Here is a 25,317-nt window from a genome sequence, read left to right on the forward strand (position 1 = left end):
ACTGCCATGATCCTGTATAAAACAATCAGGATCATGGTAAGAACAGGAGCTATTAAGCCTTAATGACTAAACCATATTCACTACAGGCGTCTTGCAACCAGAGCCATATGTAGTCAGCAAAACTACGGCGAATAACCAACTCGAAGCTTTGCTCGCCAGTCCGGCGAATTATAGCGCTGCTTTTGGCAAACAATGTAGACACTACTTTACCAATAGGGAACTCGCTAGAATGCAGATCTATCGGCGTACACTTCTTCAGCATTTCTAATACGTTAGCACCAGATACTTCAAGAATGGTGGAACCACCACTACTGTTCACCAGTGAGTAATGACCGCCCATTTCGTCACGGAATTTAGTTTCCACGGCAAAAGTTTCTAGGCCAGGCACTATAATTAGCCATTCGTCTGGAGACATCCAGCGTATAGAATAGCCACCATTTTCAACAGACGTCAGCGGCAGCAATGGTAAAGCCACTCCCAGCACTCGCTCAACAGCCGCTAATTGCTTGGTATTAGCCGCATTGCACCGAAGCGTCAGGTGACCCTGCAATTTGTTTTCACGCAGGTAAATCCCACCGTGCTGCGGCCCCTGTTTAGCCAGCGTATCCAACTGAACATGATGCAGTGGAGACTTACCCAGGATCTCAGCACCAGGTAACTGGTTCATAATCGCCGCTTTAGTCGCTGCGGTTTGTTCTGGTAACATTACATTTATATCAGACATTTTGATGTGTTCCTTTCGGATCGAGGAAGACTGGGCTGCAAATTTCAGCTTCAATTACAGTACCATCGGCGAGTGGGTAATAAACACTTTCACCCATCTTGCTCAGGCCACCTAAAACAAAGCCCATTGCGACGGAATGACCAAGGTTGGCACTCCAATAACTTGAAGTAACATGTCCCACCATCGGCATTGGAATCGGCGCCTTAGGATCGAAGACACCCTGTGCACCTTCCGGAATAACAGTTTTAGGGTCTTTAGTTTTTAGGCCAACCAGTTGCTTACGGTTTTCACGAGTACAGTCTTCACGGCTCATACCACGCTTACCTATGAAGCTGAATGGTTTATTATTCGAAACACACCAACCCATGCCTAGATCGAACGGATGCACCGAACCATCAGTATCCTGACCAGCAATAATAAAGCCTTTCTCGGCACGTAGTACGTGCATAGATTCAGTACCGTACGGTGTTAGATTATACTTCTTACCGTGCTCGAACAGTTTTTCCCATACATGTAGGCCATAGTTGGCTTGCACGTTAATTTCGAAAGACAATTCACCAGTGAAGGAGATCCGGAATACACGCGCAGGAACACCTGCTACAGTAGCTTGTTTCCAATCCATGAACGAGAAGCTCTCGTTGGCCAGATCGCAGTCCGTCAGTTCAGCTAACAACTTGCGACTGTTCGGGCCAGAAATGGTCATCGTTGACCAGTGATCGGTCACTGTATTGAAATAAACATCCAATTCAGGCCATTCTGTTTGGTGATAAATTTCTAACCATTCTAGAACTCGCGCAGCGCCACCGGTAGTCGTGGTCATTAGAAAATGGTTATCTCCCAGACAAGCAGATACCCCATCGTCGAACACCATACCGTCTTCACCACACATCAGGCCGTAACGACATTTGCCAACAGGTAGCTTAGCCCAAGCGTTGCTATAAACGCGGCCAAGGAATTCACGGGCGTCTTTACCCTGAATATCAATCTTACCTAGCGTAGAGGCATCTAGAATACCTACAGATTCTCGAGTTGCGACACACTCACGGTTGAGTGTCTCCTGCATACTTTCACCTTCTTTAGGGAAGTACCAAGGACGTTGCCAGTTCCCAACATCCTCAAACTTAGCACCCTTTTCAAGATGCGACTGATGCATTGCAGAGAAACGTTTCGGATTAAATAACGGGCCACAATTACGACCAGCAATAGCCCCAAAAGTAATCGGTGTATAATTAGGACGAAATATCGTAGTACCCGTTTCTGGGATCGACTTGTTCAGTATTTTTGCGGCAATAGCCATGCCGTTAATGTTACCCAGCTTACCTTGATCAGTACCAAACCCCATCGCAGTGTAACGTTTAATATGTTCGATAGATTGAAACCCTTCGCGACACGCCAGCTCGATACCCGCCGCGGTTACGTCAGTCTGATAATCTACAAATTGTTTCGGTGCCTGAGCAGTTGATTTAACGTGTGGAATATGGAACAAGGACATTGGCGTTCCTTCTTTCACTTGTTCAACACTGGGCACAGCAACTTCAGCAGCAATCAGGCCAACTTCAGCCACCGCTTTTAAACCTGCTTTCAAACCTTCTAACAACGCATCTCCGGTATGATAACTCCCGTTAATACCACCTGCAGTCAGCTGTTTTTGTACCGTCGGACCAGGTACAAAACCAACTACCTTTTCATCCCAGATAGGACGACTGCCAGTGTGGCTAGATAAGTGAACAACCGGACTCCAGCCGCCAGATGTGGCAACCGTATCGGTGTTTATCTTAGTTACAGCACCGGTCAATTTAGTACCGTCTGCATTGATAGGTGCTACAGATACACCGGATACACGTTTACTACCTTGGACTTCAATTACAGCACTGCCAGTAATGATATTTATGCCACGCTGACGAGCCGTAACGATTCGATCACCCTTCGGCATGGCACGTGTGTCAACGATAGCAACAACTTCACGGCCAGCATCATGCCAGTCCAACGCCGCCTGATAACCGTAATCATTGGTGGTCATTACTACCAATTTATCGCCCGGTACTACGCCGTAACGATTGATATAGGTCGAGACAGCATTAGCCACCATGCAACCTGGCACATCATTGTTAGCATAAACTAACGGACGCTCATGGGCACCGGTTGCCAGAATAACCCATTTGGCTCGAACACGATGCATACGCTGACGGACCTGATTAACGGGTGCGATATCTGCTAAGTGATCAGTACAACGTTGATGAATGGTTACAAAGTTGTGATCGTGATAGCCGTTAACAGTAGAACGAGGCAACAAAATCACATTTTCAAAACTGCTTAACTCTTCAACTACCGAATTAATCCAGTCAGAGGCAGGCTTACCATCAAGTGTTTCTTGGGTGCCTAGCAAGCTGCCGCCAAATTCACTTTGCTCATCAGCAATAATTACACGTGCACCACTGCGGGCAGCAGTAAGTGCGGCAACTAAACCGGCAGGACCTGCACCAACAACCAGAACGTCACAGTGCTGATTAAGGGAGTCATAGGTGTCAGGATCATTTACCAGTGGCGAACGACCAAGTCCTGCACCTTTTCGGATCAACGACTCATAGGTAGGCCACATCGACTGTGGGTACATAAAGGTCTTGTAGTAGAAACCAGGAGGCATCATCTTACCACCGATCTTACCAATCAGGCCCATAGCGTCGGTCTCAACACTAGGCCAGCCGTTGGTTGCCTTGCTTACTAGGCCATCAAACAGTTCCTGTTGCGTCGCACGCACGTTAGGTACCTGTGTTGCTTCAGTGGCGCCCAGCTGAAGTACCGCATTGGGCTCTTCTGCGCCACAGGCCACAATACCCCGAGGACGGCTATATTTAAAACTACGGCCAACGACATTAATGCCGTTAGCCAACATGGCAGATGCCAGTGTATCGCCCTTACAGCCCTTATATTGCTTACCATTATAGGTAAACGTCATCGGCTTGGAACGGTCAATACGACCTCCATTATGAAGGCGGTTTTTCTGTGTCATGATTCCGCTCCTATTACTTAGCAACTACAGATGGCTGCTCGCCAATCTTGTAGACTTCTTTAATTTCGTAGGTCTGGGTGTTGCGAGTTATATTGAAGAACTTGCGACAACCACCGGCATGAACCCATAGTTCATGATGTATACCTCGAGGATTTTTTCTAAAAAACATGTACTCACCCCATTCTTTATCACTGCAGGAATCAGGATCTAGCGGGCGCGGAATGTGCGCCTGACCTGAGGCGTGAAACTCTTCTTCTTCACGATATTCCTCGCAATTAGGACAATAGATATGAAACATTGAATTACCTCTCTTAGTGAGCTACGCCAGCGGCGCCGTGCTCGTCAATCAGCGCGCCGTTATGGAATCGAAACATCGAAAATGGTTTAGCTAATGGGTGCATTTCACCTGTAGCCAGCGAAGCTGCAAAGACATTGCCAGAGCCCGGAGTGGCCTTAAAACCACCGGTTCCCCAACCACAATTAAAAAACAGATTCTTAACCGGAGTCTTACTGATTATTGGACATGCATCCGGACAGGTATCTACGACACCGCCCCATTGACGGTTCATGCGTACCCGGCTGAAAATAGGGAACAGCTCCACGATTGCCTGAACAGTATGCTCAATTGTTGGATAAGAACCACGCTGACCATATCCAGTGTAACCATCGATACCAGCACCAATGACCAGATCGCCCTTATCAGACTGGCTGACATAACCGTGAACATGGTTAGACATAACAACCGTATCCAGAACAGGTTTGATTGGCTCGGAAACCAGAGCTTGCAATGGATGTGATTCCAGTGGCAATTCGAAACCAGCCATCTTGGCCACGACACTCGAGTTACCCGCGACAACAGCGCCTACACGGTCAGCTTTAATGTCGCCATAACGATCAGTTTTAACACCAATAATAGTGCCATCTTCGATAATCAGATCAGTCACTTCGGTCTGTTGGATCAAATCAACACCAAATGAATCGGCACCGCGGGCATAGCCCCAAGCAACTGCATCATGGCGAGCAACACCGCCACGTGGCTGCCAAGAAGCACCCAGAATTGGATAACGGCTATCACCTGAACAATCCATATGCGGAACAATCTCTTTGATCTGCTGTGGATCCAGTACTTCACCATCAATGCCATTAAGGCGATTCGCGTTAACTCGACGTTCAATATCACGCATATCCTGTAGCGTGTGACCTAGGTTAAGTACGCCACGCTGCGAGAACATCACGTTGTAGTTCAGATCCTGAGACAAACCTTCCCACAGTTTCATTGCATGTTCATACAGTTGCGCCGACGCATCCCACAGGTAATTAGAGCGTACAATAGTCGTGTTACGCGCAGTGTTACCTCCGCCTAAATAACCTTTCTCTATTACCGCAACGTTAGTTATACCGTGCTTTTTGGCCAAATAGTAAGCTGTAGCTAGGCCGTGCCCACCACCACCAATTATAATTACATCATATTTTTTCTTTGGCGTTGGATTACGCCAAATTTGCTGCCAGTTCTCATGATGAGTAAGACTGTGTTTAAGCAGTCCAAAACCTGAATAACGCTGCATATCATCAGCTCCCATTAGTTACCTGTAACCGGATGATTACAGGGAGTAGCTAAACCAGCAGGGTTGACTGCTGGTAACTATCAAATAATAAATTTAGCCATAAGCCGGGTAATCAGCACACAGTGCTTTCACTTGCTCTTTAACTTCGGATATTTTCTGTTCGAGTTGTTCAGGCTGAGCCAGAACATCCAACAAATCAACAATCCAGCCAGCCAGCTGACGGCACTGCTCTTCACGAAAACCGCGCGTAGTCACAACTGGAGAGCCAATTCGCAAACCAGAAGTTACAAACGGCGATTGTGGATCATTAGGTACGGAGTTTTTGTTAACGGTAATATTGGCACGTCCTAAAGCTGCATCGGCATCTTTACCTGTCAGTCCTTGTTTGATAAGGCTCAACAAGAACAGGTGGTTATCGGTACCGCCGGAAACAACTTCATAACCACGTTCAATAAACACGTCCGACATTGCTTTCGCATTTTTAACAACCTGAGTCTGGTATTCAATGAAACTAGGCTCAGATGCTTCTTTAAACGCCACAGCTTTAGCAGCGATTACGTGCATCAGAGGGCCACCCTGACCAGCAGGGAAGACTGCTGAATTGAATTTTTTCTCAAGTTCAGGATTAGATTTTGCTAAAATAAGACCACCACGTGGGCCACGCAAAGTCTTATGAGTTGTCGTAGTAACGGCATCAGCAAACTGCATTGGGTTAGGATAAAGACCTGCAGCAACTAAACCGGCAACGTGTGCCATATCAACAAACAGATAAGCACCAACCTTGTCAGCGATCTCACGGAAACGAGACCAATCAACGATACGAGAGTACGCAGAGAACCCAGCTACAATCATCTTCGGGTTGTGTTCTAACGCCAGTGCTTCAACTTGATCGTAATCAATCTCGCCGGTTGCTTCGTTTATACCGTACTGAATAGCGTTATAGATCTTGCCCGAGAAGCTTACCTTAGAACCATGAGTCAGATGACCACCATGGGCTAAACTCATACCTAGAATAGTATCGCCAGGCTCACATAACGCCATATACACAGCGGCATTAGCTTGAGAACCGGAATGCGGCTGAACATTGGCGTAATCTGCGCCGAACAACGATTTAGCGCGATCAATTGCTAGTTGTTCAACAACATCAACATACTCACAACCGCCGTAGTAGCGTTTTTGAGGATAACCCTCGGCGTATTTATTAGTTAGTCCACAGCCTTGCGCCTGCATAACACGGGGACTTGTGTAGTTTTCTGATGCAATCAACTCGATATGCTCTTCCTGACGCTTTTCTTCATTTGCAATCGCAGTCCATAAGACATCATCATATCCTTGGATTTTATCATTTTTATTATACATCTACTTCTCCTACTTTTTATTGTTCAGCTATTCCTCATAACTTAGTCGAGGTCGCTTTAGGTTTTATAATTTTTATTTCCAGCCCATTAACCGGACAAGGAAAATAGTCATTTGCAAGGTTATGCTTTGCTTAACATTGAGCAAATCCTATACGGATATTGATCATAATAAAAATTAATAGTTCTTATATGTTCATTTATAATATAAATGCAAAGAGGTAGGCCGAAAAGTTAGACAGTAGTTGCTCTGTAGCGCAAAAGTAGAGAAAGCTTGATCAAAATAGGTATAACAACCAAACATTTATCCACAAGAAAGAATTCCGTAGCAATATGAACGGTTTGTAATGGTAGGGTTAATCACGAAAATGAAACTCATCAAAGCGGTAACACTTATCGTCAAATGTCTTATATTGTAAAATATATGACTAAGAAAACTTAGTTAATAACGTTGAGGTGTGAGTAAAACAATAAAAATTAATACAGTTTTTTTAAAAACAAGAGCTCAATGATAAACGAAAATTAACATTCAGTTACTTTACTTATCGATCACAGTAATGTGTTGGATCGTCCGCTAAGGACGCTTTAAGGATAAAGTTAACACGTTAAGAAACGAGCAGGATGACTAAAATAGGGAGTGTTATTCATGGGTGGCATGTGACTGCATTCCCCTTCATTTAACTATTAAATATGTTTGTTCTAAATACTACGAAAGAGCAATAAGGTACTTTTACAGTACGGCGCTCGGATGAGCCTCTCGCTGCCTCAGTCCAATATACATAACAGTTAGTCATACTATACAAATGACGAGCGCAGCGACGAATATTGTGGAGATTATTGTTTACATAGTTAGCTCAAAACTATTGCCACTATATGGTCCAATTTTGATTGAGCCTGGATACTTTTTGCTTTGTTTTAGGCCTCGTCGTAAATAGTCGAGTAATAATGAAGCCGCAGGCGATAAGTTATTCTGATCGTAATTAAAACCGATAGTTACTTTACCTAGTTTTGGTAAATTACTATCGTTTTGAGCATACTGAAACTGTTCCGGGAGGGTATTAATCACCAGGGCGCTAATACCTAAACCTGCTTTAATAGCAGATTGAATGCCTAAAAGACTTGATGAGCAGTACAGTATCCGCCAGGGGATGTTGGCTTTATTTAAGGCTTCAGTTATGTGCTTACGGTAGATACAACCTTCAGGATAAACCACCAATGGTATTGGTTGGCTTTCATCCAGGGTAAAATTAGGATCTATTACCCAGGAAACATTCTCAACAATGAAGTCATCTTCAGCAAAACTATGCTTTGGGTATTCATCCATAGACATCACAAGATCAAATGAGCTTTTCTTGTAATCTTCGCGCAAGTTGACGCTGACGCCGGATTTTACTTCAAGCGTAACATCTGGATATGCTTGGGAAAACTTAGAAAGCAGTACAGGCAGAAAGGACACCTCGAAATCATTGGGTGTTCCTAGGCATATAGAGCCACTAACCTTCTGGGTAGACAATTGGGATATGATGGCGTCGTTCATGGCTAAAATTTTACATGCTGCATGATAAAGTACTTGACCATCTTCGGTGATTTGAAGTCCACCATTCCGATTGAATAACTGTATATCCAGCATATCTTCCAGACGCTTAACCTGCAAACTGATAGCTGGCTGAGAACGCCCCAGTAATTCACCTGCCTGAGTAAATCCCTTAACGTCATAGATTGTCGTGAAGGTTCGTAATAGATCCATTGGAATGTTTTTCATTGTGGTTCGTCAGAAATAATCATTATTATTTAAACTACATTGATAGCATTAGTATTGCAAATGATTATATAAAGACTATTAATTAGACTAATTAAAATTGAACTTGTAATGTCGAATATGCCGAATATGTAGTTGATTAGGGCATGGAATTAAAACCGAACAAAACGTAAAACGACATAATAATTATAACAAAACAGGATTAATTTGGATGAAATTTTCAAAAAAAACTATTGCAATAATACTATCAAGTTCTTTATCAACGCTAGTCGCTGCCTCAGAATCTGCGGAGCTTACTGAAGTTAAGCAACAGCTAACAAAGATAGAGCAACAACTTTCAGACGACAAAGCGAAGCAAGACTCAGCAATTAAAATTGGCGGCGCCGTGCGCTTCCAATATAGCTATAATGATTATAGTGAAAATAGCAAAGACCGAGGCGGTGAACTGCAATTTGATACGTTCCGTATTAACGTAAATGGTGAAGTTAGCGGCCTTAAAGTCTCTGCTGAGTATCGCTTTTATCAATATATGGATGTAGTTCATCACGCAGATGTTGCTTACGATTTTAACGATAACTGGGAAGGTAAATTTGGTATTACCCAAGTTCCATTCGGTAACCTTCAATATAACTCAAACAGTTTCTTCTATAGTACTGGCTTCTACGCTGGTTTAGAAGAAGATTACGATCTAGGTATCGTATTTAAAGGCGAGTATGAGCATCATGACGTTCACTTAGCATTCTTTAAAAATGATGAACTTGGTGGTGTAGAAGGTTTTGCTAGTGATAAAACCGCTCGTTATTCATATGATGTTATAGGTGTTCGTAACGACTATGATCCTGCCGACTTTTCAAACTGGGACGCAGTTGAAGATGGCGAGGCCATGGGAGAGAATAATACCCTCGCTGCTAGATATGCCTATAAATTCGGTAATTCTGAAATTGGCGCATCAGTACAATTAGGTGATCTCGAAGGAAAAAATGCGGCTGGAATAACTGATTCAGTAGGAGATCGCACTGCTGTCGCTGTCCACGCGAAAACCAAAATAAACAATTTTAATATTGTGTTCCAGTATTCTAATTATGAATATGACTTAGACAATGGCTCAGAAGCCGTTGCTGTAGGAGCTTGGGCTTTTACTGACACCTTGCCTAGTGAAGCGTCACTATATAACTTAAATATAGCCTATAACAAATCGGTATCGCTTGGTCCAATTACCAATTTAACTTTCTATAACGATTATAATCTTACGACTAATAAATCAGGAAACTTTAAAGAAGACACTGTTATGAATGTAACAGGTGTTGCTATTAGTGCTGGCTCTGTTTATACCTGGGTAGATTTTATTGTAGCAAAAAACCAGCCATTTATTGGCGGTAGCTTGGCCGGTGATTCAGACCAGTGGAATAAAAGAATTAATATTCTTGTTGGCTACTACTTCTAATCTTTTTTGAGATAACAATTAGGAGCAACGAAATGTGTTGCCACTGACACCTTTAACTGGCATCGGTAATATTGATGCCAGTTCGCTTTGTTCTGCTAAGAAAAACTTTATGTATATCAATTTATTAACACAGTTTGTATGCCGTTTCTTTAGCCGTAGCTCGTTGCGCCATTTTTAACGCAAGAACCTTTTTATTCTCGTCAGGTAAGTAAAATTGCGGAGTAATTTAATTTAATTTTGGAGTAATCATATGAGTTTGACGAGTGTTGCCGATATTATAAAGGGATCGATTCCCGTTGGCGAAATAGTCGCTGTTAACGGCTGGATACGCACCCGACGTGATTCAAAAGCAGGGATTTCTTTTTTAGCTATTTATGACGGGTCGTGTTTTGATCCCGTACAGGCAGTTATCGAAAATACGCTAGAAAATTATAATGATGACGTGTCGTCATTAACCGCTGGCTGCTCGGTTCGGGTAACAGGTAAAATTGTCGAGTCTATGGGCAAGGACCAGTCATTTGAGCTTCAGGCGACTAAGGTTGAGGTTTATGGTTTTGTGGACGAACCCGATACTTACCCGATGGCAGCAAAAAAGCACAGTCTCGAATATCTACGTGAGGTTGCTCACCTGCGCCCACGCACTAATATTATCGGCGCCGTGGCCCGTATTCGCAATACCTTGTCCCAAGCCGTTCATCGTTTTTACCACGAGCAGGGTTATATCTGGATTAGTACGCCAATTCTGACCGGCAGTGACTGTGAGGGCGCCGGTGAAATGTTCCGTGTTAGTACCCTGGATATGGAAAATATTCCGCGCACCGACGACAATAAAGTCGATTATGATCAAGATTTTTTTGGCAAGGAAACGTTTCTGACCGTCTCAGGACAGCTTAATGCCGAAACTTATGCCTGTGCCCTGAGCAAGGTATACACCTTTGGCCCTACTTTCCGGGCCGAGAACTCCCATACCACTCGCCATTTGGCCGAATTTTGGATGGTTGAGCCAGAGATTGCCTTTGCAGATCTGTCAGATGCCGCGACCCTAGCCGAACAAATGCTTAAGTATGTATTTAAAGCGGTACTGGAAGAACGCCAGGACGATATGGCATTTTTTGCCCAACGTGTCGACAAAGAATGTATTAGCCGCCTTGAAAATATGATTGAAAGTGATTTCGTGCGGATGGATTACACTGATGCGATCGAAATCCTTAAAAAATGTGGAAAAAAATTCGAATTCCCAGTTGAGTGGGGCGTCGATCTACAATCTGAACATGAGCGCTATCTTGCGGAAGTCCATGTTGGCGGACCGGTTATTCTGCAAAACTATCCGAAAGATATTAAGGCATTCTATATGCGCTTAAATGATGATGGTAATACAGTTGCAGCGATGGATGTATTAGCACCAGGCATCGGTGAAATCATCGGTGGCTCGCAACGTGAAGAACGCCTCGATGTATTAGATGCCCGTATGGCGGAAATGGATATTGATGCTAAAGACATGTGGTGGTATCGGGATATACGTCGTTATGGCACAGTACCACACGCCGGATTTGGCTTAGGCTTTGAACGTTTGGTTTTATACGTGACCGGAGTTCAAAATATCCGTGACGTTATTCCATTCCCGCGCGTACCGCGTAGTGCTAATTTCTAGTGGCTTTATAAACTAAAAACGAGCATCAAAGGCGTCCTTTTTTCCAAGCTTTGATTAATACCAAGTTGATTAATTAACTGCTCATTTTTAATGGTTAAAATTAATAATGACGGCGTTATAAAATTTTTAAGGAAGACACTGTCCACAATAAATCATTATTCAGTCCCTCCGGCATTACTTGGCCTACAAGCTGAGTTATCGTTAAAGAGAATAGATATTTGCTGAGCGGAATATTCATTATGAACACTCAATCTTAAATCGTTGGGTGACGAAGTATAGTCTATAACTTGAAGTGCTTTTCTGGAGAAACATTTTCAGCTAGAGGGTCTTTTGTATCAACAGTAGGGGTTGATACAAAATATGGCATGAGAATATATTCACAATAAGAAGAAATGATGATGAACAGTTAAAGTTTGGCATGAAACGCGCCTTGAGCACTTACTTTAGTCCTTAAGGTCTCAGCTAATAAGGCTCCGGCTCTGCCGGAGGTCATTTAACTTTGGTTACTAATTTTGATTAACTTGTAAGGTAATATAGTAAATGAATATTCGTATGAAAATCCAAATAAGTGTGATGCTAGCCGTAATTTTACCTGGAATTTTCATTTCGATAATATTAGATAAGTTTGTAACAGATAAAGCATATGAACAATTTTATGATGTATCTGAGCGAGAAATAAGGCAAGTTGAAAACGCCATGGAATTATTTTTTAATGGGGTTGCTCAGAATGTCAATTCCCTTGCGACTAATCCGAAAATTATTGCAGCAGGGAAAAACATTACAAGTTATAAGAATAACAGTGAAAGTGTTATTATGACTCCCTCTTCGAATGGCGGAGTTGAATCTAATGTCTATGAAATATATGAAAATTTTGCTAATAGCCATGACAGTACAGCTTATGTGTATTTTGGTAATGCCGAAGGGGGATATATTCAGTGGCCTGAAGGAGGTATGGGGGCCAATTATGATCCAAGAAAACGACCATTCTATCAACATGCACTAAAAAACAAAGGAAAAGCCAGCAGGACAGATGCCTATTTTTATGATGGAACTGCCTTAATCAGTACGGTTGCCACAGTCCATGAGAGTGATGGAAATGTAGTAGGTACACAAGCAGTAGATGTAAGTTTAAATGGCTTAACAAAAATTGCAAAAGACATTAAGCTTGGGGGTGATGGCTATATTATGATACTTGATGGCAATGGCACAATATTATTTGACCCGAAAAATCCTGAAAACGCCTCTAAAAATATTGATTCATTAGCTGATGATGTATACAAAGCTATTTCTAAACTCCCTTCAGGACCGCTCAGTGCGTTAGTAAATGATACCGAATATGAAGTGAATATTGTTACTTCAAATGCTTTGGGGTGGAAGTTTGTTGGTTTTGTACCAAAAAATGAAATATTAAAAATGAGTAATTCTATTATTTCAAAGCTGATATATATTGAAGGTTTTATGTTGGTTATTTTTCTCATATTGTCGTGGAAAGTATCAACAATGATCACTTTGCCAATTGTGGAAATTAATGAAAAATTAAAAGAGATAGCGTCGGGAGAAGGAGACTTAACGACTAGAATAAAATTAAGTAGTAAAAGTGATGAAACATTTGATTTAGCGACTTCATTTAATGACTTTGTAGAACAAATTTGTGAGTTGGTAGTCGCGGTAAAAAGCAAGGCCGAAAGTGTAAATAAGTTATCAAATCAGGTAGCAAAAGCAAGTGAATTATTAGCCGAAACAACGGAAGAACAAAATTCTCAATCGTTGACTATGGCCTCTGCATTACATGAAGTGTCGATGACTTCTAAGCTCATTTCAGAAACGGTAAAAGGGACTGAGGCGTTATCAGAAAATTCTAAAGTCGAAGTTAATGCAGGGGGGATTACTATTTCCGAGTCAATCAAGCTAATGAGTAGCGTGGCTGACGATATGAGTTCACTTAAAGATATTCTCAATGAGTTGCAATCATCATCTGAGAAAATTGATGATATTACTAAGTTGATAACGGGTATTGCAGACATGACAAATTTATTAGCTTTAAATGCCGCTATTGAATCAGCAAGGGCAGGTGAAGCTGGACGGGGTTTTTCTGTTGTTGCTGATGAAGTGAGAGAGCTTTCTGGAAGAACTACAGGGGCAGCAACTCAAATTGCGGATCTTATTCAAACAGTACAGTCGCAATCTAACAGCTCTTATGAGCACATCACCGAGTTAAACTTTCGAATTCAAGCGAGTGTAGAAAAAGGAGAAGAATCCTTGAAAATTCTGCAAAGCATAACATTAGCGAGTGAGAAAATGGCTAATGAAACATTATCAGTATCTACTTCAATAGAGGAAGAATCGAAAGCCATTGAAGAAATAAATGAGAACATTCAAGTTATGTCCTCAGCTATTGGAGACAGTGCAAACAATATTGCTAGTATTAAAGAAATTACTGAAGATTTAGATATTCAAGCATCACAATTAAAGGCGTTGGTTGAACAATTTAAAACTTAATGGGTAGGCTATGCTCTCGTAAATTATTGATACACTGTGTATAATATCAGTTATAAAGTGTTTTGTTATGATACTTGCACAATTTAAAAAACTCTTAGTTGTGTTAGAGCACCTAATAGATGAGCAAGTTAAAGATGTAGATAGCTTTTAAAAGGCGATAGCTTATTCAGCCAATCATGACAGAGCTTGAACAGTATATGATTGATACACCAGATTGCCATAGCGGCTTGATTAATCTGCATGGTAAAACAGGAACCACGTAAAGGTATCGTTTTAAAACTGCACATAAGGTTTTAACGCTAGGACTAACGCGCCATTGGCTAGGTTATTTACAGTGTATGTTCAGTGGTAGGGTGTTAATAGAGCGATTGCGATATTATTTTAAAAATATCGTTCAGGGGGCGGCACTGCTTTTATCAACTGCCTTCAACAATGAAAGCTATTCTACTAGAAGGGGTAGTTGATGAGGATGAAATCTTGTTTGCTCGCTCTGCAAAAGGCAGCCGAACACTTGAACATAAGGAAAAAATAAAGGAATGCAAGAAAAAATCGTGGACGTTCTAAAGAAGATTAGGTGCCAGTATTAACCTTACGGAATTAAGGAAAACATAGGTATAAAGTGGTTCTGATCTCAGTGTTTACAGAGCAGCTCAATAAAGCGCTAGAAAGTAAAATAGTAAAGGACAGTGTTTTGTGCAGTGATGGCTTTAAACCTTATAACGTTTGCACAGGGTAATGATTTAATTCACAAACGGTTGGTTGTAGCCGCTGGTGTTCGGTTATAGAAAAGGTATTCCACATTCAAAATGTTAATGCTTATTACAGTCGTTTAAAGGCTTGGATGGCGCGTTTACATGATGTGGTAACCAAGTATTTAGATAATTACTTAGGTTGTTTTTATTAGGATTTTTAGACACAGATAAAAATCCTAATAAAAACAACCTATTCAAAGCCCGAAACAAGTAGCGGGAACGTAGCCAATGGGTAATATAAATGACGTCTAAACAATTCAGTATGGTAGAGCTCAAAAATATAATATTAATTGCACTTGGTTCTTATTTACTGGCCTTTGGTGTGACCTTATTTCTGATACCTGTCAATATTGCTACAGGAGGCACCCCTGGAATGTCGATTATATTGCATTATCTAACCGGTATTCCTACATCATACGCGATGGTGCTAATCAATTTTCCATTGGTGCTCGCAGGTCTTAAATTTATTGATTTACGTTTCGCTGTACGCACTGTCTTTGCCATTATACTGACCGCTTATTTTATTAACCTTTTAGCAAAAGTTAATTCTTTCCCACCCATAGATAGTATGTTGCTATCTACTATCTATGGTGGTGGGTGCATTGGTGCAGGAATCGCAATCGTGATGAAAGGTCAAGCATCAGTAGGCGGTACTACAATCGTCGCGCAAATAGTTGCCCGTTATTCCTCATTTAGATCTGCTCAAATCATTATGTTTTTAGATATCATTATCATTATCGCCGTTGGTATTGTATTTAAAGATATGGAGTTAGCATTATGGAGTTTAATTGGCATATATATCACTACAAAAGTTATCGATAAAATTCTAACCGGTGCGGTAGCAGAAAAGGTAGTTCATATAATTTCAAATAAAACCGATAGCATTGGACTTGCTATTTCAGAGGACTTAGGACGAGATGGCACTATCTTAACGGGTGAAAGCTTAATTGATCAGAATGAGCAAAAAGTTCTGTCGGTGGTCGTTGGTGCTCGTCAAATACCTAAATTACAAACAATCGTATTAAGCCGTGATGAAAGTGCGGTGGTGCTTGTTATGGATGCCTCAGAAATGATTGGCTCAACCGCTCACACAATAACCTAAGCGATAAGGTGTGAATCGACCAGGTTTTCCTAAACACAACGTTTACAACTTTTTTGTGTCTGGGAAAACCTGGTCGAATCAAATAGCATGTTTATCTTTGGCGCACATTCTCAGCAAGATAAAATTACTTTTAGTTCAATTTATTACACGTATTACGATTTAACCAACGAAAGCATTTCTTGTCTCGCGGATGCATTTTTTCTCATTTGGCCTAACATTACTGATGTTGTCATTGATGAGTTTTGCTTTTCAACACCACGCATCATCATGCATAAATGCTGTGCTTCAATGATGACACCTACGCCAATGGAACCGGTAATCTTTTGAATAGATAAAGCTATTTCTCTGGCTAAATTTTCTTGAATTTGTAATCGTCTTGCATACATATCAACAATTCGAGCGAATTTCGATAAGCCTAGTACTTTACCACTAGGTATGTAAGCAATGTGGCATTTCCCTATAAAAGGCAGCATGTGGTGCTCACACATTGAATATAACTCGATATTTTTTACAACAACCATTTCATCTGCATCAGAGTCAAATAAAGCACCATTTACGACATCATCAATGTTTTGCTGATAACCTTGCGTTAAAAACCCCATTGCTTTTGCTGCACGTTTAGGTGTATCTATTAAACCATTACGGTTAATATCTTCCCCAATAGCAGATAGAATTTCTTTGTAGTTATTTTCCATATTTTTCATTTAATTACGACCTAAGTTAATTGTTATGTTTTTAGATTTTCCGTATTCTTCTATTGCACAAAAATCATCACAACCACAGATAACTGACAGATAGATATAGTCAAACTATTAACTAAAGGATGGCGTAAGCACCTATTTGTTATAGGAGCGGGTCGGTTAAGTCACCAAAAGCTTTACAGATAGTAGTCTTTGTTATAATAATCCAAGCAAAGACCATTATATGCCACGAACTAAATAATAGGTCGATGGATCTGTTTTGATTATTTGAGTTGTGAGCTAATTGATGGAATTAACCCCGTTTGCCCTAAATATACTCCCCTTGTCCATTGCAAATTATAGAAAATTACCCTATATTCCTCTGCTCGCTTTATCGCAATCTTTATTATCTTCATGTCATTGTGTTTATAGCCCTCGATATAGTATCGAATTTAGCATTATATAGCGCCATTAATTGTCTAATAATCAATAATGTTGTGAAAAAATTATTAATAATACTCAAGCGGCACTTCGTGCGTGTCGCCACTGAACAAAGGAAAATACATGCCTGTAATTACGCTTCCCGACGGTAGTCAACGCTCTTTTGAACAAGCTGTTTCTGTAATGGACGTTGCCTTAGATATCGGCCCTGGATTGGCAAAAGCCACCATCGCTGGTCGTATTAACGGCGAATTAGTCGATGCTTGTGAATTAATTAAAGAAGATGCAGCGCTGCAACTTATTACCAGTAAAGACAGCGAAGGTCTTGAGATCATCCGTCATTCTTGCGCGCATTTATTAGGCCATGCTATTAAGCAGTTATGGCCTAATACCAAAATGGCCATCGGGCCAACAATCGATAACGGTTTCTATTACGATGTTGACTTAGAAGAGTCAATTACCGAAGACGATTTAGTTAAGCTAGAAAAACGCATGACAGAATTAGCCCGTACCGGCTACGAAGTTGTTAAGAAAACCGGCACATGGCAAGACGCTTACGACGCGTTTACTGAACGTGGCGAAAGTTATAAATTACAAATTCTTGATGAAAATATTGATAAGTCAGATACACCTGCGCTTTATCATCATCAAGAATATATCGATATGTGTCGTGGACCACACGTGCCAAGCATGCGTCATTGTCATCATTTTAAACTGATGAAAGTTGCCGGTGCTTATTGGCGTGGTAATTCAGACAACAAAATGTTGCAACGTGTTTACGGCACCGCTTGGGCTGATAAAAAGCAACTTAAAGCTTATATAGTACGATTAGCTGAAGCTGAAAAACGTGATCACCGTAAAATTGGTAAAACGTTAGATCTTTTCCATTGGCAAGAAGAAGCACCAGGTATGGTGTTTTGGCATAACGATGGTTGGACTATTTATACTGAGTTAGAAAAATTCATTCGTGAAAAATTACACGAATATGATTACGACGAAGTTAAAGCGCCAATGATGATGGATCGCAGTCTTTGGGAAAAGTCAGGTCACTGGGATAAATATGCTGATGGCATGTTTACTACTGAGTCTGAAAAGCGTGAATACGCGATAAAACCGATGAACTGTCCAGGGCATGTACAGATATTTAACCAAGGGTTAAAGTCTTACCGCGATTTACCTCTGCGCATAGCTGAATTTGGCTGTTGTCACCGTAATGAACCTTCAGGCTCTTTACATGGTTTAATGCGCGTACGTGGCTTTACGCAAGATGACGCGCATATTTTCTGTATGGAAGAACAAGTACAGGCCGAAGTGACTAAGTGTATTGAAATGGTATACGATGTTTATGGCTCATTTGGTTTTGAAGATATTATAGTAAAATTGTCAACTCGACCAGAAAATCGCATTGGTAGTGATGAAGTTTGGGATAAAGCCGAAGCGGGTCTTGCAAAAGCATTAACCGATAGTGATATCGCTTTTGAATATTTACCAGGCGAAGGCGCTTTTTACGGTCCTAAAATTGAATTTACCTTAATGGATTGTTTGGGACGTGCTTGGCAATGTGGAACTGTGCAACTCGATTTTGCTTTGCCAGAGCGTTTAGGCGCAACTTATGTTGGTGAAGACAACGAAAGATACATTCCGGTCATGATCCATCGTGCCATTTTAGGTTCACTTGAACGTTTTATCGGAATTTTGATTGAAGAGTACACAGGCAAATTTCCAACTTGGTTATCGCCAATTCAAGCAACTGTGATGAATATTACCGACAAACAGGGTCAATATTGTGAAAAAGTTGTAAAAAAACTAAAAGAAAGTGGATTTAGAGCAAAACTAGACTTGAGAAATGAGAAGATAGGCTTTAAAATCCGCGAGCATACTTTAAAGCGTGTTCCGTATTTGTTAGTCGTCGGTGATAAAGAAATGGAAACTGGCGAAATTGCAGTACGAACTCGAAGTGGTGAAGATTTAGGTACAATGTCGGTAGACGACTTTATTACCAAATTATCGGACGAAGTTAAAAACCGTCGATAAGCACTTTGAATTAAAAAACACGTAATATTATTATTTAACCCAAGTAAGCTAAAAATAGTGCTTACTTGGTCACAACGTTCTTTGGAGGAACATGGCTATTAAAGGTGGACAACGTGGCGGGCAAAAAGAGCCGGCGCATCGCTTAAATGAGTTAATCACAGGTATTCTGGGCAATGAAGTTCGTTTAATTAAATATGACGGCGAACCAGGTGGTATAGTTACATTAGATGAAGCTATGGACCAAGCAGAGGAAGCAGGTGTAGATCTTGTAGAAATCAGCCCAACAGCAAAACCTCCTGTTCTTCGTGTTATGGATTACGGTAAGTTTATCTATGAAAAAGCGAAAGAACAGAAAGAACAGCGTAAAAACCAGAAACAAATACAGGTAAAGGAAATTAAATTCCGACCTGGAACAGATGAAGGCGATTATCAGGTAAAACTACGCAACCTGAAGCGCTTTTTAGAAGGCGGCGATAAGGTCAAGGTAACATTACGTTTCCGTGGCCGTGAAATGGCTCACCAAGAACTTGGTCTTGAAATTTTAACTCGTGTTAAAAACGATTTAGAAGAATTGACCGTAGTTGAGTTTTTCCCTCGTAGAGCGGAAGGGCGTCAAATGGTGATGGTCTTAGCCCCTAAAAAATAGATAATACCCGGTTTGACAAGTAGCTACGTATTTCTCGAAATATTTAGCTCACCGCTATTATCTTTAAGCTGGTAAACAAGGCCTACAAGTAGAGTTCAATATCTTAGCTTAACCGCTAAGCGCTTAGAAATTCTCGCCCTCGTTTACTTTATATTTGGCATAACAATGCGGAGTTATTAACATGCCTAAAATGAAAACCAATAAAGGTGCTGCAAAGCGCTTTAAACAGACAGCCACAGGCTATAAATTTAAACAAGCCGGTCTTCGTCATATTTTGACTAAACGCCGTACTAAAGTTAAGCGTCATCTTCGTGCTAAATGCATGATCGCCGCAGCTGACATTAAGTCAGTTAAAAAACTTTTACGTCACGGTTAATAGGAGAGATAGAAAATGGCAAGAGTAAAACGTGGTGTACAAGCACGTGCACGTCACAAGAAGGTTCTAAAGCAAGCTAAAGGTTACTACGGTGCCCGTAGTCGCGTTTATCGCGTTGCTTTCCAAGCTGTAACTAAAGCTGGCCAATACGCATACCGTGACCGTCGTCAACGTAAGCGTCAATTCCGTCAACTTTGGATTGCTCGTATTAACGCGGCAGCTCGTCAAAATGGTTTATCTTACAGCCGTTTCATTAATGGTCTTAAAAAGGCTTCTATTGAAATCGATCGTAAGATCCTAGCTGACATCGCAGTATACGACAAAGCAGCTTTCACATTCTTAGTTGAAAAAGCGCAAGCTTCTTTAGCATAGTTTGAGATATTAGCTCTGAGATAAGGACGCCTATGGCGTCCTTTTCTTTTTTAGAAATTAAAAAATTGACTAAAAAGTCAAGAAAATGAAACCACAATACAATAATGAACCGTTAACTAAGCTGGTTTATCAAATCTATAATCAAGCCTGTTTATTTAAAAGTTTAATTTAATTATAGGAAGTAAAGGTCTTATTATGAGTCTTGCTGATCAAGTTCTAGCGGTAAATAATGATTTGCCTATCCGTACTGATGTTGCTGTTCATAGCGGTAAAGTGCGTTCTGTTTATTGGTTAACTCAAGCTGACAGTCGTCGCTTAATTCAAGAAAAAAATTATGATGTTGCTCAAGATACACCTTTAGCGATCATGGTGATCAGTGACCGAATTTCAGCGTTTGACTGTATTTGGCACGGTGAGGGGGGCATGAAAGGCGTTCCTGGCAAAGGTGCAGCATTAAATGCCATTTCTAATCATTGGTTTAAATTATTTAAAGAGCAAGGTTTAGCTGATAGCCATATTCTTGATATACCGCACCCATTTGTTTGGATCGTGCAAAAAGCTAAACCTGTCATGATTGAAGCTATATGTCGCCAGTATATTACCGGTTCAATGTGGCGTTCGTATGCTAAAGGCGAACGAGAATTTTGTGGAATCGAACTTAGCGATGGCCTAGAAAAAGACAGTAAGTTACCACAATTGCTGCAAACACCATCGACTAAAGGTATTTTAAAGGATATTCCTGGCGTACCAGCCGTTGATGACGTCAATATTACCCGTAAAAATATCGAAGATAACTATGCCGCGTTCAATTTCAAGTCAACTGAAGATATTGCCTTATACGAAAAGTTATTAACAGAAGGCTTTGAGGTTATTTCAGCAGCATTAGGCAAGCTTGACCAAATTTTTGTTGATACTAAATTTGAGTTTGGTTATGTCAAAGACCGTAACGGCAATGACAAGCTTATATATATGGATGAGGTGGGTACACCTGATTCATCACGTATTTGGGATGGCGAGCAATATCGCGCCGGTAATATTGTTGAAAACTCTAAAGAAGGTTTCCGTCAATTATTACTGAGCCACTTCCCTGACCCTGATATTCTTTTGAATAAAGACCGTATGACAGAACGTGAGGCACTGGCTCGTGAGAATGAGTTACCAGCCTCAGTGTTAATGGATTTGTCTGCAACTTACCTTGCGATAGCAGAAAAAGTTATCGGTAAAAAAATTGTATTATCGCAAAATCCTAAACAAGAAATTATTGATATTTTACGTGATGAATATCAATTGATTGACTAGATTTTAGAGATTAAGCAAAAAATAGCCTCGCAATAGCGGGGCTTTTTTATGCTCAGGACGAGCGGTATGCTGCGATCACATGGCCGTTCCTAGCCATCCATGGCTCCACGGCATTAGTACATCCCTATACGTCGATGTGAAAGAGCAGCGATGCTCAGGACGAGCGATATGCTGCGATCACATTGCCATACATAGCCATCCATGGCTCCACGGTATTAGTATATCTCGGTAATTTTCCTGCATTGCTCTAGTCTTACACCCATGTAAGAACTTGTACGTCGATGTAATGAGCCGTAATACTTAATAACTATATTCTCGCTACCAAAAATGGCATGGCTGAACCTTAAGTACCAGCTATTCCCAAACCTAATGTATTGCCCATTTCTGATGCAAAGCTTACCGACTGCACCAATATTGCACTTTTTTGTTGTTTTTATGCACTGATTTGGTGCCTATTGATTATGGTTAACGTGCTGTTTAGAGTTTAATTTATTGTATTTATTGTATTTTATATTTTGGGTATAAATGGTGCTTAGTGTTACTCAAATAAAGAAGTTTAAAAATCAAATTGAAAGTGAATGCACTTAAGGTGATCAAATGAAACTAATAACAGCAATTATTAAGCCCTTCAAAATGGATGATGTTCGCGAAGCGCTAAACGAAATTGGCCTCGATGGTATGACAGTGACAGAAGTTAAAGGCTTTGGTCGTCAAAAAGGCCATACCGAGCTTTATCGCGGAGCTGAATATTCAGTTGATTTTCTGCCGAAAATAAAATTTGAAATTGCGGTTAAAGATGACTTCGCTGAGCGCGTTGTTGACACTATTGTTAGCTCGGCTCAGACCGGAAAAATCGGTGACGGAAAAATATTTGTCACCAATATTGAAAGCATTACTCGCATTCGTACTGGCGAAACAGATGATGACGCTATTTAAACTTGCCATATCGCGTTGATACATATGGCAATTAAGTATTAAGTATTAAGTCTAAGTAAGAAATAAATAGTGGATGTAAAAATGAATAAAATAATTATCACACTTTTAGCTTTAAGCTTTTCTGTACCAAGCTTTGCGGTTGAGCCAAGCCTTAACGGTGCTAATACCGCGTGGATATTAACTGCGACAGCACTGGTGTTATTGATGACTTTACCGGGATTGGCTTTATTTTATGGCGGTTTAGTGCGCCGTAAAAATATTCTCTCAATTTTAATGCAATGTTTTGCTATTGCAGGTGTTTCATCTATTTTGTGGTTTATTGTCGGTTACAGTATTGCTTTTGGGGAAGGTAATGCCTGGGTTGGTGATTTCAGTAAAGTACTGATGGTTGGTATGACTAAAGAGTCGCTTGCAGGCGATATTCCTGAAAGTTTATTTATGTTATTTCAAATGACCTTTGCTGTGATAACACCGGCGCTAATTATTGGTGCTTATGCTGAAAGAATGAAATTTTCTGCGGTGTTATTGTTTTCAGGATTATGGCTTTTGGTGGTTTATGCTCCGGTTACTCATTGGGTTTGGGGCGGCGGCTGGCTTGCACAAATGGGCGTTTATGACTTTGCTGGTGGCATTGTTGTTCATATAACCGCTGGTGTTGCGGCACTTGTAGCAGCGCTAGTGTTAGGGCCACGTCACGGTTTTCCAAAAACGCCGATGCTACCTCATAACCTTACTATGACAGTGACTGGCGCGGGTATGCTATGGGTTGGTTGGTTTGGTTTTAATGGTGGTAGCGCGTTAGCCGCAAATGGTGATGCGTCTATGGCGATGTTAGTTACTCATCTTTCAGCTTCTGCTGGGGCGCTTACTTGGGCTGCTATTGAGTGGAAAAAATTCGGTAAAGCCAGTGTTCTAGGTGCAGTAACCGGTATGGTTGCAGGTCTGGGTACTATTACACCTGCTTCAGGTTTTGTGGGACCCGGCGGCGCTTTAATTATTGGTGTTTCAGCCGGTATTATTTGTTTTTATTCTACGGTTTATATTAAACATAAGCTTAAAATTGATGACTCGTTAGATGTATTCCCCGTGCATGGTATTGGCGGTATTTTAGGGACATTACTTGCGGGGATTTTTGCCTCAACTGAGCTAGGTGCTTTTAGTGGTTTTGGTTACGCTGAAGGTATTACTACCATGCTAGGGCAAGTAACAGTACAACTTATTGGTATCGGTTCGACTATTCTTTATACCGCTGTTGTATCTTACATTTTGTTTAAATTAGTGGCCTTAATGACGAATGGTTTACGTGTTTCGAAAGAACAGGAGACCACAGGCTTAGATTTAACAGAGCATGACGAAGTTGGCTATAACATGTAATTTATAATTGATTAATCCATCATAGGAAAAGGCGATAAAAAGCCTTTTCCTAATCATTTTACTGCAGTTTATTTCAAATTAAGTCTCATTCCTGTCAAAATATCCCGCTTTTAGAAAATAAAACTTAATCATCACTAACTTTTTCTTGAAAAACGTATATTTACTCTACTCTAACAGTTGTTTTTTGTGTAAAATCATTCACCATTTTATTAATCGAAAAAGTCTAGCTAAAGGCCAAAATTAGGCCGATTTTAATGCCCTATGTTTTGTACTAAAAAACTATCGGCGCTTTAAACACGCTTTAGAGGAACTCATGAATTTAGACGATATTATATTGCAGGCAGAACAAGCAATTGCTGCGGCGACTGATCCTGCAGAACTTGACCAAGTTCGCGTTAACTTCTTAGGAAAAAAAGGTTTGTTCACAGAGCAAATGAAAGGCCTAAGTAAGTTACCAAAAGAAGAAAAGCCCAAAGCGGGTCAAGTGATTAACATCGCTAAACAGCAAGTACAAAAATTGTTAACTGAACGTGGTGAGTTACTACGTGCACAAGTTATCAAGCAGCAACTTGCCGCAGAATCTATTGACGTTACATTACCCGGTCGTGGTGATGAGCTAGGCGGATTACACCCAGTTACGCGCACCATCGAACGTATCGAGAGTTTTTTTGGTGATTTAGGCTTTTCAGTCAAGCAAGGACCAGAAGTTGAAGACGACTTTCATAACTTCGATGCTTTAAACATTCCAGAACATCATCCTGCTCGTCAAGACCACGATACGTTTTACTTTAATCCTAAGTTAGTACTGCGTACGCAAACATCTGGCGTGCAAATTCGTACGATGGAAAAAGAACAACCACCATTGCGAATTATCTCGCCGGGCAAAGTTTATCGTAACGATTATGACCAAACCCATACGCCTATGTTTCATCAAGTAGAAGGCCTAATGGTTGATAAAGACGTCAGTTTTACGCATTTAAAAGGTGTTTTACATGACTTCTTACATCACTTTTTTGAAGAAGAAGTAGAAATACGCTTCCGCCCGTCATATTTCCCATTCACTGAACCGTCTGCAGAAGTCGACATTATGGGTAAAAATGGCAAATGGTTAGAAGTCCTAGGCTGTGGCATGGTGCATCCAAATGTACTGCGCAGTGTTGGCATTGATCCTGAAGTTTATACCGGTTTTGCCTTTGGTATGGGGGTTGAACGTTTAACCATGTTACGTTACGGCGTAAATGACTTACGTTCATTCTTCGAAAATGATCTTCGCTTCTTAAAACAGTTCAAGTAGGAAA

General features: G+C 40.9%; 19 protein-coding genes and 2 pseudogenes. 14 read left to right on the top strand and 7 right to left on the bottom strand.

The window, feature by feature from the left end; all coding sequences use genetic code 11:
* Positions 1-52: 52 nt before the first annotated feature.
* The 6 genes from B5D82_RS04845 to B5D82_RS04870 all read right to left on the bottom strand — a co-directional run bounded on the left by B5D82_RS04845 (position 53) and on the right by B5D82_RS04870 (position 8,416).
* Positions 53-724 (bottom strand): sarcosine oxidase subunit gamma, encoded by a 672-nt coding sequence (locus B5D82_RS04845; RefSeq protein ID WP_081149653.1) that lies wholly within the window; start codon positions 722-724, stop codon positions 53-55.
* Positions 717-3,734 (bottom strand): sarcosine oxidase subunit alpha, encoded by a 3,018-nt coding sequence (locus B5D82_RS04850; RefSeq protein WP_081149654.1) that lies wholly within the window; start codon positions 3,732-3,734, stop codon positions 717-719. The genes B5D82_RS04845 and B5D82_RS04850 overlap by 8 nt, the downstream gene beginning before the upstream one ends.
* A gap of 13 nt (positions 3,735-3,747) precedes the next feature.
* Positions 3,748-4,032, bottom strand: coding sequence for a sarcosine oxidase subunit delta family protein (locus B5D82_RS04855; protein ID WP_081149656.1), 285 nt, complete (start codon positions 4,030-4,032; stop codon positions 3,748-3,750).
* 13 nt (positions 4,033-4,045) lie between these two features.
* A complete protein-coding gene (locus tag B5D82_RS04860; RefSeq protein ID WP_081154322.1) occupies positions 4,046-5,299 on the bottom strand; it encodes a sarcosine oxidase subunit beta family protein in 1,254 nt (417 codons plus the stop codon).
* 93 nt (positions 5,300-5,392) lie between these two features.
* Positions 5,393-6,658 carry a serine hydroxymethyltransferase gene (gene glyA / locus B5D82_RS04865; protein WP_081149657.1) on the bottom strand — a complete coding sequence of 422 codons (1,266 nt, stop codon included), beginning with the start codon at positions 6,656-6,658 and terminating at the stop codon, positions 5,393-5,395.
* 837 nt (positions 6,659-7,495) lie between these two features.
* Positions 7,496-8,416: a LysR substrate-binding domain-containing protein gene (locus tag B5D82_RS04870; RefSeq protein WP_081149658.1), complete on the bottom strand. Its 921-nt coding sequence runs from the start codon at positions 8,414-8,416 to the stop codon at positions 7,496-7,498.
* 208 nt (positions 8,417-8,624) lie between these two features.
* Between B5D82_RS04870 and B5D82_RS04875 the strand changes: the two genes are divergently transcribed.
* From B5D82_RS04875 to B5D82_RS04900, 6 genes and pseudogenes are all read left to right on the top strand, one after another.
* Entirely contained in the window at positions 8,625-9,857 is a 1,233-nt protein-coding gene (locus B5D82_RS04875) for a hypothetical protein (protein ID WP_081149659.1), read from the top strand.
* A 250-nt stretch (positions 9,858-10,107) separates the two neighbouring features.
* Positions 10,108-11,508 (top strand): asparagine--tRNA ligase, encoded by a 1,401-nt coding sequence (gene asnS, locus B5D82_RS04880; protein ID WP_081149660.1) that lies wholly within the window; start codon positions 10,108-10,110, stop codon positions 11,506-11,508.
* Positions 11,509-11,659: 151 nt separating this feature from the next.
* A pseudogene (locus B5D82_RS20135) lies at positions 11,660-11,788 on the top strand (IS6 family transposase); the annotation flags it as partial.
* Between the two features lie 260 nt (positions 11,789-12,048).
* Positions 12,049-14,007, top strand: coding sequence for a methyl-accepting chemotaxis protein (locus B5D82_RS04890; RefSeq protein ID WP_081149661.1), 1,959 nt, complete (start codon positions 12,049-12,051; stop codon positions 14,005-14,007).
* A 67-nt stretch (positions 14,008-14,074) separates the two neighbouring features.
* Positions 14,075-14,973 (top strand): annotated as a pseudogene (locus B5D82_RS20305) (IS1595 family transposase).
* Between the two features lie 27 nt (positions 14,974-15,000).
* A complete protein-coding gene (locus tag B5D82_RS04900; RefSeq protein ID WP_081149662.1) occupies positions 15,001-15,861 on the top strand; it encodes a YitT family protein in 861 nt (286 codons plus the stop codon).
* 152 nt (positions 15,862-16,013) lie between these two features.
* Here B5D82_RS04900 and folE read toward each other — a convergent pair whose 3' ends face one another.
* Positions 16,014-16,565, bottom strand: a complete 552-nt coding sequence (gene folE, locus B5D82_RS04905) for a GTP cyclohydrolase I FolE (protein WP_081149664.1) — start codon at positions 16,563-16,565, stop codon at positions 16,014-16,016.
* A 540-nt stretch (positions 16,566-17,105) separates the two neighbouring features.
* Between folE and thrS the strand changes: the two genes are divergently transcribed.
* From thrS to pheS, 8 genes are all read left to right on the top strand, one after another.
* On the top strand, positions 17,106-19,016 hold the full coding sequence (thrS, locus tag B5D82_RS04910) for a threonine--tRNA ligase (protein ID WP_081149665.1): 1,911 nt from the start codon (positions 17,106-17,108) through the stop codon (positions 19,014-19,016).
* Between the two features lie 91 nt (positions 19,017-19,107).
* On the top strand, positions 19,108-19,662 hold the full coding sequence (gene infC, locus B5D82_RS04915) for a translation initiation factor IF-3 (RefSeq protein ID WP_081149667.1): 555 nt from the start codon (positions 19,108-19,110) through the stop codon (positions 19,660-19,662).
* A 181-nt stretch (positions 19,663-19,843) separates the two neighbouring features.
* Positions 19,844-20,038: a 50S ribosomal protein L35 gene (gene rpmI / locus B5D82_RS04920; RefSeq protein ID WP_081149668.1), complete on the top strand. Its 195-nt coding sequence runs from the start codon at positions 19,844-19,846 to the stop codon at positions 20,036-20,038.
* A 15-nt stretch (positions 20,039-20,053) separates the two neighbouring features.
* Positions 20,054-20,410 (top strand): 50S ribosomal protein L20, encoded by a 357-nt coding sequence (gene rplT / locus B5D82_RS04925; protein WP_077284679.1) that lies wholly within the window; start codon positions 20,054-20,056, stop codon positions 20,408-20,410.
* A 195-nt stretch (positions 20,411-20,605) separates the two neighbouring features.
* Entirely contained in the window at positions 20,606-21,709 is a 1,104-nt protein-coding gene (locus B5D82_RS04930; protein WP_081149670.1) for a phosphoribosylaminoimidazolesuccinocarboxamide synthase, read from the top strand.
* A gap of 597 nt (positions 21,710-22,306) precedes the next feature.
* Positions 22,307-22,645, top strand: coding sequence for a P-II family nitrogen regulator (locus tag B5D82_RS04935; RefSeq protein ID WP_081149671.1), 339 nt, complete (start codon positions 22,307-22,309; stop codon positions 22,643-22,645).
* Between the two features lie 81 nt (positions 22,646-22,726).
* A complete protein-coding gene (locus B5D82_RS04940; RefSeq protein ID WP_081154323.1) occupies positions 22,727-24,019 on the top strand; it encodes an ammonium transporter in 1,293 nt (430 codons plus the stop codon).
* Positions 24,020-24,332: 313 nt separating this feature from the next.
* Entirely contained in the window at positions 24,333-25,313 is a 981-nt protein-coding gene (gene pheS, locus B5D82_RS04945) for a phenylalanine--tRNA ligase subunit alpha (RefSeq protein WP_081149673.1), read from the top strand.
* Positions 25,314-25,317: the final 4 nt, after the last annotated feature.

The sequence above is a fragment of the Cognaticolwellia beringensis genome (assembly GCF_002076895.1).
GTDB classification, from domain to species: Bacteria; Pseudomonadota; Gammaproteobacteria; order Enterobacterales; family Alteromonadaceae; genus Cognaticolwellia; species Cognaticolwellia beringensis.